Source organism: Microlunatus ginsengisoli (assembly GCF_039537205.1).
Taxonomy (GTDB): domain Bacteria; phylum Actinomycetota; class Actinomycetes; order Propionibacteriales; family Propionibacteriaceae; genus Microlunatus; species Microlunatus ginsengisoli.
This window is the reverse complement of record NZ_BAABAB010000054.1, coordinates 1-9,187: the sequence shown is the minus strand read 5'-3', so window position 1 is coordinate 9,187 and position 9,187 is coordinate 1. Positions and strand designations below refer to the sequence as shown.

At 65.5% G+C, this 9,187-nt stretch carries 4 protein-coding genes; 2 read left to right on the top strand and 2 right to left on the bottom strand.

The genetic code is table 11. The features are described from left to right. Positions 1 to 691 precede the first annotated feature (691 nt). Both ABD747_RS25670 and ABD747_RS25665 read right to left on the bottom strand, forming a co-directional pair. Positions 692 to 1,600 (bottom strand): slipin family protein, encoded by a 909-nt coding sequence (locus ABD747_RS25670; protein WP_344810002.1) that lies wholly within the window; start codon positions 1,598 to 1,600, stop codon positions 692 to 694. A gap of 429 nt (positions 1,601 to 2,029) precedes the next feature. Continuing rightward, a complete protein-coding gene (locus ABD747_RS25665) occupies positions 2,030 to 3,325 on the bottom strand; it encodes a cation:proton antiporter (protein ID WP_344810001.1) in 1,296 nt (431 codons plus the stop codon). A gap of 1,769 nt (positions 3,326 to 5,094) precedes the next feature. Here ABD747_RS25665 and fucP point away from each other — a divergent pair. Together fucP and ABD747_RS25650 are read left to right on the top strand one after the other, a co-directional pair. After that, positions 5,095 to 6,423, top strand: a complete 1,329-nt coding sequence (gene fucP / locus ABD747_RS25660; RefSeq protein ID WP_344810000.1) for an L-fucose:H+ symporter permease — start codon at positions 5,095 to 5,097, stop codon at positions 6,421 to 6,423. 803 nt (positions 6,424 to 7,226) lie between these two features. Next, positions 7,227 to 7,991, top strand: a complete 765-nt coding sequence (locus ABD747_RS25650) for a GAF and ANTAR domain-containing protein (RefSeq protein ID WP_344809999.1) — start codon at positions 7,227 to 7,229, stop codon at positions 7,989 to 7,991. Positions 7,992 to 9,187: the final 1,196 nt, after the last annotated feature.

Genomic DNA, 9,187 nt, shown 5'->3' with positions numbered 1-9,187 from the left:
GCCGTAGCCACCACACGGCCAGTCTACCAAGAATACCTTGCTAATTCACAGACACACCACTAGCGCTGCACCCTCGTGGTGCCCAACCTCGACGGCCTCGCCCGATCGCGCCAGACGCCCCTAGAGATCGTCGACGAATCACCAACCGTGGCGTCCGGCTCAAACATCGACGGTCCGTCCACGACTCCCCACCCCGATCGGTCCGCTTGCTGTTCACCGTCCTGTGCATGGTTGTCGAGTCTGAGGCCGACCGGAAGGTGCCAATCATGGTGGTGGGGTGGCGGGTCGACGATCCATCGGTCGATGTGCTGCCTGCCTCGGACGAGCAGGGAATCGGCTTGGCATCCGACCATCTAGGTTGAGGCATCGACAGATCGCACCTATCTACGGCGGCGACACGCGATCGCGGCGGCGCGGCGAGAGGCCGATACGGCAGCGATGAAACGCCACGGGCTGGCGCGCCAGGTGCGGACGTCCCGTGGTGGTCAGTCATAGCTCGACGGTCTGCAGGCTGTCCGGGAGGTGCTGGGCACCGGGGCCCTGCCGACAGCGCCGGTCGGGTACAACGACGACACCGCCGTGGCGGCGATCGCGTCCCGCTGTCGGCCACGATCGCCCTCTCACCGTTTCGTGGCGATCGACGGACCACGAACGGGCTCGGCTCACGGAGTCCTTCGACCACAGGAATGACTCACGCGCGGGGGGCCGCGATCCCGTCGGCGTGAAGCACGTCGCCTGGCCTCGGGTGTCCGAACGCTGTCTCCGTCGACGGCTGTGGAAGGGGCCCGGCGCCCGCTGCAGCGCGCGACAAGGCTGCCGGAGGGTCATCTCGCGGCTTCTGCTCTATCGACGACGCGCTCCCACCGACTGTCTCAGCAAGGCTGGTCGTCTTGTCGTTCCCCCGACTGGGCGCGGTGTTGTTTTCGAGGAAGCGCAACAGCTCGACCGGAAACGGCAACACCAGTGTCGAGGTCTTCTCAGCCGCTACCTCGACGATCGTCTCGAGCAGCCGGAGCTGAAGGGCGCCTGGCGTGTCAGCCATAGCATGAGCCGCCTGGGCCAGCTTGTCCGAGGCTTGCAGCTCCCCGTCGGCCGAGATGACCCGAGCTCGTCTCTCCCGCTCCGCTTCAGCCTGGCGAGACATGGAACGCTTCATGGTGTCGGGCAGTGCAACGTCCTTGATCTCGACCCGATCGATGTGAATACCCCACTCGACCGCCGGGCTGTCGATCATCAATTCCAGCCCTTGGTTGAGCCTCTCCCTGTTGGTCAGCAGATCGTCGAGGTCACTCTTGCCGATGACCGACCGCAGCGAGGTCTGCGCGACCTGCAACACCGCAAAGGGATAGTCCTCGACATTGACAATGGCCCGAACCGGGTCCACCACACGGTAATAGAGAACGGCATCCACCCGGACAGTGACGTTGTCTCGGGTGATGCCCTCCTGCGCCGGCACCGCCATGGTGACCACCTGGACACTCACCTTGCGCAATCGGTCGACAACCGGGATTAGCATCGTCAGGCCAGGACCACGCTGTCGACCCAGAACACGGCCGAATCGGAAAACGAGCCCGCGTTCGAACTGCTTCACGACTCGCATGCTCGCTCCGGCAACCACGACGACGCCAACACCGACCGCCGCCAGAATCTCCCATCCCATAGGTCCTCGCCTCCGGCCTCGCACCCCGACCGCCCGGACCGACCCACGCGCCCTGACCATCCTGTGCGACCTCACAACCAAGGCTAGGTCGCGTGCCATCGCTCGACAACGAAACAGGATGAGCAGGCCGTCGACCCCGCCGGCCAACCGACCACCGCACCCCGGCTTCCGGGTCCGCAGACCTCATGGTGTCCGTCGATGCCGACGGCACCGTGATCGACGTGCATAGTGGCGTCGGGAGTGGCGGAGGTACCTGTTCGCGACTGTTGCCGGCCAGCGAATGATGGCTGACGCCATCACCTGGCAGTAGTACGGTCTGCAGCGCAGTGGCGAGGGTGTCCAACGGTGATCTTCGGCTGGACGGTGGGGCTAGACGGCGGTGTCGCTGGCGTGTTCGGTGGTGCCGTGGCGGTCTTGGGTGGCTTTCTGGCGGGTGCGGTCGAGCAGCATCATGGCCGGGGTGGCGGTGATGCCGTGGAGGACGACGGAGCAGGCTACGGTGAGTCCGGCGATCGCCCACAGCCGGTCGGTGTGGTCGAAGGTGCCGTGTCCGAGGGCGTAGGCGATGTAGAACAAGGTGCCGATGCCGCGGACGCCGAAGAAGGCGATCACGGCGCGTTCTCGTGGCCCGGTCCGGCCACCGATCAGTCCGAGCCATCCCAGCAACGGCCGGATCAAGACGAGAAAGCCGACAACGACGACCACGTCGACCGGCTGCAGGGGGATGAGGAGCCCGCGGGCGATGGCGCCGCCGAGGAGCAGGAGCAGAAGGACGGTGAGCAGCCGCTCGAGCTGTTCGACCCAGCTGTGCAGAACGCGATGGTAACCGTGGGAACGTTCGCCGGCGCGGATGGTGCAGGCACAGACGAAGACAGCCAGGAAGCCGTAGCCCTCAACGGCTTCGGCGGTGCCGTAGGCGAGGAACGTCGCCGCCAGCGCGACGAAGCCTTCGGCATGATCGGCCAACCGCAGCGACGGCACCGGTGTGTTGAAGAAGAGCCGCCGCAGGAGCCAGCCCACGAGGAGTCCGACGGCCACGCCGGCGCACAGCCGCCAGCCCAGATCGATCCCCACCCAGTGACCGAAGACGGGCCAGGTGAGCGCACCGGCCGCGGCCACGCCGAGGGCAAGGTAGGTGAAAGGGAAGGCGAGGCCATCGTTCAGTCCAGCTTCGGAGGTGAGCGCGAACCTGGCCTCGTCCTCGTCGGGCTGGTCGGCGTCTTCCGCTGGTTCGGCCACCTGTACCTCGCTGGCCAAAACGGGGTCGGTGGGCGCCAGAGCTGCTGCGAGCAAGATCGCGGCGGCCACCCCCAAACCGAGCAGCACAATGCCCGCGGCTGCCACGATGGCTATCGACAGGGTCATGGTGATCGCCAGCAGGCGCCAGGTGCTGGACCAGCCGACGCGGCTGACCGGTCGGTCGATCGCGAGCCCGGCACCCATCAAGGACACGATCACGCAGACCTCGCTGAGATGGGTACTGAGCGTGCCATGACTCAACGGATCAGGCGTGGGCAGGCCGGGTACCACCGCGAACAACGCAATGCCACCGCCCAATACGACCATCGGCATCGAGACCGGCGCACGGCTCAGCAGCCGCGGCAGCAGAGCCGCAGCAAGTGCCATCAGCCCTAGCAGAACGAACAACACACCGACCATGTCCATGCCAACGATCCCTTCCGCGGATCGATTACCCACCGCCACGACAGTTCCGCAAGACGGTCCTCTTGCGGCACGCTCAGATTGAAGAGTCCATCGTCACGGCTGGCGGAGTAGTCGAGCCTCCAGGTCGGGCGCGCTCCGCTGCCACACCTTCGCGATCAGTGCTCTTGGGCTGTCCGGTGAAACGGCGGCTATGTCAGGTACCCGCCGGTCGGTAAAGATGCGGACTTACCGGTCGCGGACGTAGGTCCGCCATCGATGTATCAGGTTCGCCTTTCCGGTTGAGGAACTCAGAGAACCGCGCGGTTTCCTCCAGCCGCTGCCCCGCTCGGGTTGCCGAGCCGACCGCACCGATCCCCTCCCGGCTCAGGACCGCCCACTGCTGCAGATCTCCTCACGGTTGTCGACCAGCTCATGTCCAAGGTCGCGGCACGGTGCGACCGGGTAGGCATCATCCGTTCCGGACGCAGCGCGGAGACCGGCAGCCGGCCGAGATGCGTCACGTCACTACCACCTCCGTCGACGTGACGCTCCGCGACCTGCCGACCCAGCCGACCCTCCTGGCAGACCTGGCCGAGCTCCAGGTGGACGGAACCGGATCCGCGGCTCCGTACCTACGGCCCGGATCGGCGCCCTGCTCCCCTCGCTCGGGGCGTACGGGATCATCACCCTCACCTGCCTGTCAGCCGCCCAACCACGAACAGCTGTTCCTGCGCCACTACGACCGGCAGGCCGAGACCACGGGTCCGGTGGCCGTCGGCGGCAGGCGATGAACGAGCTGCGCGGGGCCGGCGCTCTGCTAGCCAACAACCTCCGCCGGGACAAGATTCTGCTGCCCGCCTGCGTCGCCACCTTCGCCCTCTCGGCCGCGGGAAGCTCTGCAGCCACCGCTGGGGTTTATCTAGACATCACCTCCCCGGTCCAGGGCCCGGCCCTGATCAACGCGACGCCGAGCCCGGTCGCGATGTACGGGCGGGTCTTCGACCCCAGCTCCGCCGGCGAGGTCGCCGTGTTCAAGCTGATCGCCGTGGGACCGCCTTGGTCGGCCTGTTCGCCGCCCTCCGGCACACCCGGGCCGACGAGAAGATCGGCAGTTCCGAGCTGCTGGCCGGCGGTTCGCTCGGCCGCTACACAGGACCGGTCACGAGGCCGGTCTGGTGTACCCGCCGTTGGGTGGGTTGCCGTTGCCCGGGCCACGACAACGCTTCCGCCAAGGTGCGAACCCCTCATCTGAGCGGAGTCGGCGTGAGCCGGGTTTCGCGAGCCGTGCTTCCGGGTATACGGGTTCACCGCCGAGTCATCAGGGTCGGCGCGAGTCATGAGTGGGAAGCGCCGATGGTGCTCATCGATCTAGGCAGTACAGAGTCGCCCGACCGGGCCCGATGGTCGACCGGCCGTCCTGAATGGCGCACCCCGCCACGACCACCAGGAACCTCCCGGTGCAAACTCGGGCAGAGCAGTAGGCTCCACATTTGTTCTTCCATGAACACTCCAGTTCCCAGTCCGCTCAGACCCGAACGGATCCACGGATCGAGGCTTCAACACCCGATGCCTGCGTCGAGCGTCTCGCTTGAATATCTGGTCATCTGCGCATCCCCCCATCTCGCTCGATGCGACGGAACCGCGGCCTCAGCACCAGACACCCGCAATGATCGTTATCCGGCTTTAGGCATGATCGATTCCACGGTGTGGTCGGTGGCGCCAAGTCGTCTTGACAATTCCCCGGCGAGACGGTCAGCTGTGGGCTCTGGCTCGGGTGAGGAGATGGTCGGATGACGAAGAAGAAGCCACCGCTGATCGACAAGGACATGGTCCTGCCGTTCTGGTTGTTGACCAGCTGCTTTGTCGTGTGGGGGCTGGCCCAGGACCTCACCGCCCCACTTGTGACCGCCTTCAAGGGCATCTTCACGATGAGCACCTTCCAAGCGTCGCTCGTTCAGTTTGCCTACTTTGGGGCCTACTTCTGCCTGGCCCTGCCGACCGCGTTCCTCAATCAGCGGTACGGCTACAAGGTGGGTGTCCTCACGGGCCTAGGCCTCGCGGCGATCGGGGCATTCGGCTTTTACCCGGCCGCCAAGTCGCTGACCTTCGGCTTCTTCCTCATTGCTCTGTTCATCATGGCAGCCGGTCTCTCCGTTCTGGAAACCTCAGCGAACCCGTTTGCGATCGCGATGGGTCCGGAGGGCACTGCGACCAGACGGCTCAACTTGGCACAATCGTTCAACCCGCTCGGAACCAACCTCGGTGTCTTGCTGGCCGCTGTGCTCGTCTTGCCGAAGATGAACCCGGCCACCGCTGAACAGCGAGCCGCGATGCCGCACGACCAGCTGGTCACGATCCAGACCGGCGAGTTGAACGCCATTATGACGCCCTACCTGGGCCTGGCGGTCGCGCTGGTCATCATCTGGGTGGGCATCTTCATCAAGAAGGTCCCCAGAACTCATGAAGACGTCGCACTGGACTCCCACCACATGCACTTCGGCGGAACCGTCCGCCGGCTGCACCACAACCACCACTGGCGCTACGGAGTCCTAGCCCAGTTCTTCAACGTCGGAGCCCAGGTCTGCACCTGGACCTTCATCGTGCTCTACGTCAAGGACGTGGTCCCCGGCGGCACCGCGGTCAAGGGTGCCTACTTCCTGCAGGTCAGCCTGATCATCTTCTTCATCTCCCGGTTCGCCATGACCTGGCTGATGGGCTACATCCGGGCCACCAGGCTGCTGGCCATCATGGCCGGCATCGCCATTGCGCTCTGCCTGTATGCCGCGTTCTTCCCTGGCCTGTCCGGGGCGATAGCGCTGGTAATGGTGTCGGCCTGCCTCTCGTTGATGTTCCCGACCATCTACGGGGTAGCCCTGCACGGTCTCGGGCAGGACACCAAGTTCGGTGCCGCCGGCCTGGTGATGGCAATCGTCGGCGGCGCCATCATGCCGCCGATCCAGGGCCTGGCAAGCGACCGGTTCGGCACAGCACCAGCCTTCGTCGTCGCCGCAGTCTGCTACCTCGGCGTATTGGTCTATGCCATCTACGACCTCAGGTCCAAGGACCGGTTCGCTGACATCCCAGAAGAGGAGCCGAAGATCGCGATGGGCGGCCACTGAGCTGAGACGGGATGACTCGGCACACCCTGCCGATTCGTCAGCGTCGGCGAAATGATCATCGGATCGGACAACGACAAGTTCAACAAACGTTGAGGTAGTGTCGGCGGTCTCGTCGACGGTGGACCGAACTGGGGCCCTCGGAAAGGGCGGGGCAGCTCGGCCCGGGCCGGTGACCAACTGAGGCGATCGCCTTGAGGAGCTCGAGCTGCAGCGCTCGAGGAGTCCGCGGCCAGGCTCGGTGGGTTCTGTCCAACGCCAACGGCGGCGTGTGGTCGAGGCTCGAGCACCTCCGCGGCTCCGCCCTCGGGTTCCGAAACCTGACCAACTACATCCCCGCTGCCTACTCGAAGCCGGAGGATTCAGACCGCGCTACACCCTCGATCGTGAAGAGCCGCGAAGGGTAGCCGCACTTGTGTGGGCCTGGGCGCTGGATCGAGCCGCCGGTCTGGCCAGCATCGTCGACAGCTGCCCCAGCCCGCCATGAAAGCGGGTCTCTGAACCCAGCCGGATTTCCTTGAGGCTTGAGGTCAGCAAGCTCCCGGGCAGGATATGGTCAAGGCGATCGCAACGGTGGCTAGTAGCAGTGGTCGAGCGACGTGCCAGGTGTCGCGATCAAGGAACGGCGCTGGCGCTGCGTCGGAAGGATCGAATGTCCTGACAGGACCAGATGCGCCGAAGCAGCCGCAGCCAGTGACGCTCTCCGAGAGGGCTGGGTTGCCAACGGTTCGCCCAAAGGGAGGAATCGGCCCTAAGTTGGGGACCGCTGCAGTCGTCACGAGGCGACGCATCATGTGAGGAGTTTCGTGGACCAGACCCGCCCCGGCACCGGCGGCCGAGGACAACCCTCCACCTCCGACACCGGCACCGCCGACATCGACGTCCTCGCGGAAGGGCTGAGCGCCCTGGCCCGTGACCTGGAAGAGCACGACGACCCCGACGCCATTCTGGCCGCCATCGTGCCCGCCGCCGTGGCCATGGTCCCAGGCGCCGATGAAGGCTCGATCAGCATCGTCCTCGATCGACGACGCGCCAGCTCCCAAGCGGCGACCGGTGACCTGCCCACCCTGATCGACGCCATCCAGAACGAAACCCAGCAAGGACCCTGCCTGGACTCGGCCTATGAGCAACAAACGGTCAGGGTCGACAACCTCGCCACCGAGCAGCGGTGGCCGCTGTTCTCCCGGCGAGCCAGCGAGGCCGGCGCGGCCAGCATGTTGTCACTGCAGCTTTACGTCGAAGGCGACAACCTCGGAGCCCTGAACCTGTTCTCCCGCAGCCCGGAGGCGTTCACCGACGAATCTGAGCAGATCGGGCTGCTGTTCGCCGCGCACGCCGCGATCGCCTACGTCGGTGCTAAGAAGCAGGCCCAGTTAATCCACGCCCTGACCAGCCGCGACCTGATCGGGCAAGCCAAGGGCATCTTGATGGAGCGCTACAAGATCAGCGGCGAACGGGCGTTTCTACTGTTGGTGCGCCTCAGCCAAGACAACAACCGCAAGCTCGTCGACCTCGCCGACGAGCTCGCCCGCAGCCGCACCATCACTACATCCCGATCAGACCCAATCTAGCGGTGGCGGCCCGACGGCACGTGGTTGAACCGCCGGACCTGATACCGACGAGCCTCCGGAGACCCAACGGATCTGGCCCCATCATTCCCATCAATCAAGCAACAAACCAACGATTCGATCAGCCTTTTCACCCTCTCTTCGAGCGCTGACGGAACCGGCACTGGGCAGCAAGGCGTGGTAGGCGGCTGTGTGCTCAACCACCGTGGCCTGGACCAGGATGGGCGGGCCCGCGCCGGCATGGTCGTAAAGGAAGAAATCCGTCCGTGGCTGCTTACAAACGCTTCCACCGACCGCGACTGCCCAACATTTCTGCCCTTAGACGTGATTCGTGCTTTTCTCACCCGGGTACAGGCCAGGTCTGTCGGGCGCGCAAGCGGTCGGGAACGAGTGCACTCCGAACCGGCGAACCGCCCAGCCTGCAAAGCGGGACCTCGTCGCGTTGATCACGCGACGCCCGCCGGTAATCGCTGAGCCGGACCCGACAGCTCACCCAGTAGAAGCTGCAAACACGGCAGCCGCAGGGCGACGCAGCGCGCTGGATCAGACACGCGTTCATCGAGGCGCCTCCCGCCACTTCCAGACCGTCATGGGGAAGTGAGCGCGTCGCCCGCAGGGGCGTCACTGGATGTCTCACCCGGTGCCGTTGGGGTACCCAGCATCGGTAGGGGTTCGTCATACAGGCCGGGTCCCGGTCGCCCGAGCGTCCGAGCCATGACAACGGCTTCCACCAAGGTGGCGGGCCCCTCATCTCAACCGGGTCGACGTTTGGGTACGGGTTTACGACCCGTGGCCCCGGGTACGGGGGCGCCGCCGCCTCAACAATGGGTCGGCTTGAGTGATGAGTGGGAAGAGCCGATGATGCTCATCGATGTGGGTAGCGCGGAGTCTCCCGACCGTGCCCGTCAGCTTCATTGGTGGTGGCTGATCAACGGGCTGGGCCGGGGTGGATCCGGTCGGACCGATCAGGGTAGACACCGAACTGCGGACCATCACCTACCGCCAGGACACACCTTTCATGCGTGCGACGGCGACGCGGACCGGCACACCCGCTGCACCGCTGAACGCCAGGCACCGCTGAGAGTCGACCCACCCGTGTGGACCCGGCACGGAGCACGTGAGGTCGTCTGAACCATCCGGCGGCAAACCAGGGCTGAGCTGGTAGTTGAGTCCCGCATAGTGGTGTAGCCGGGGTGACC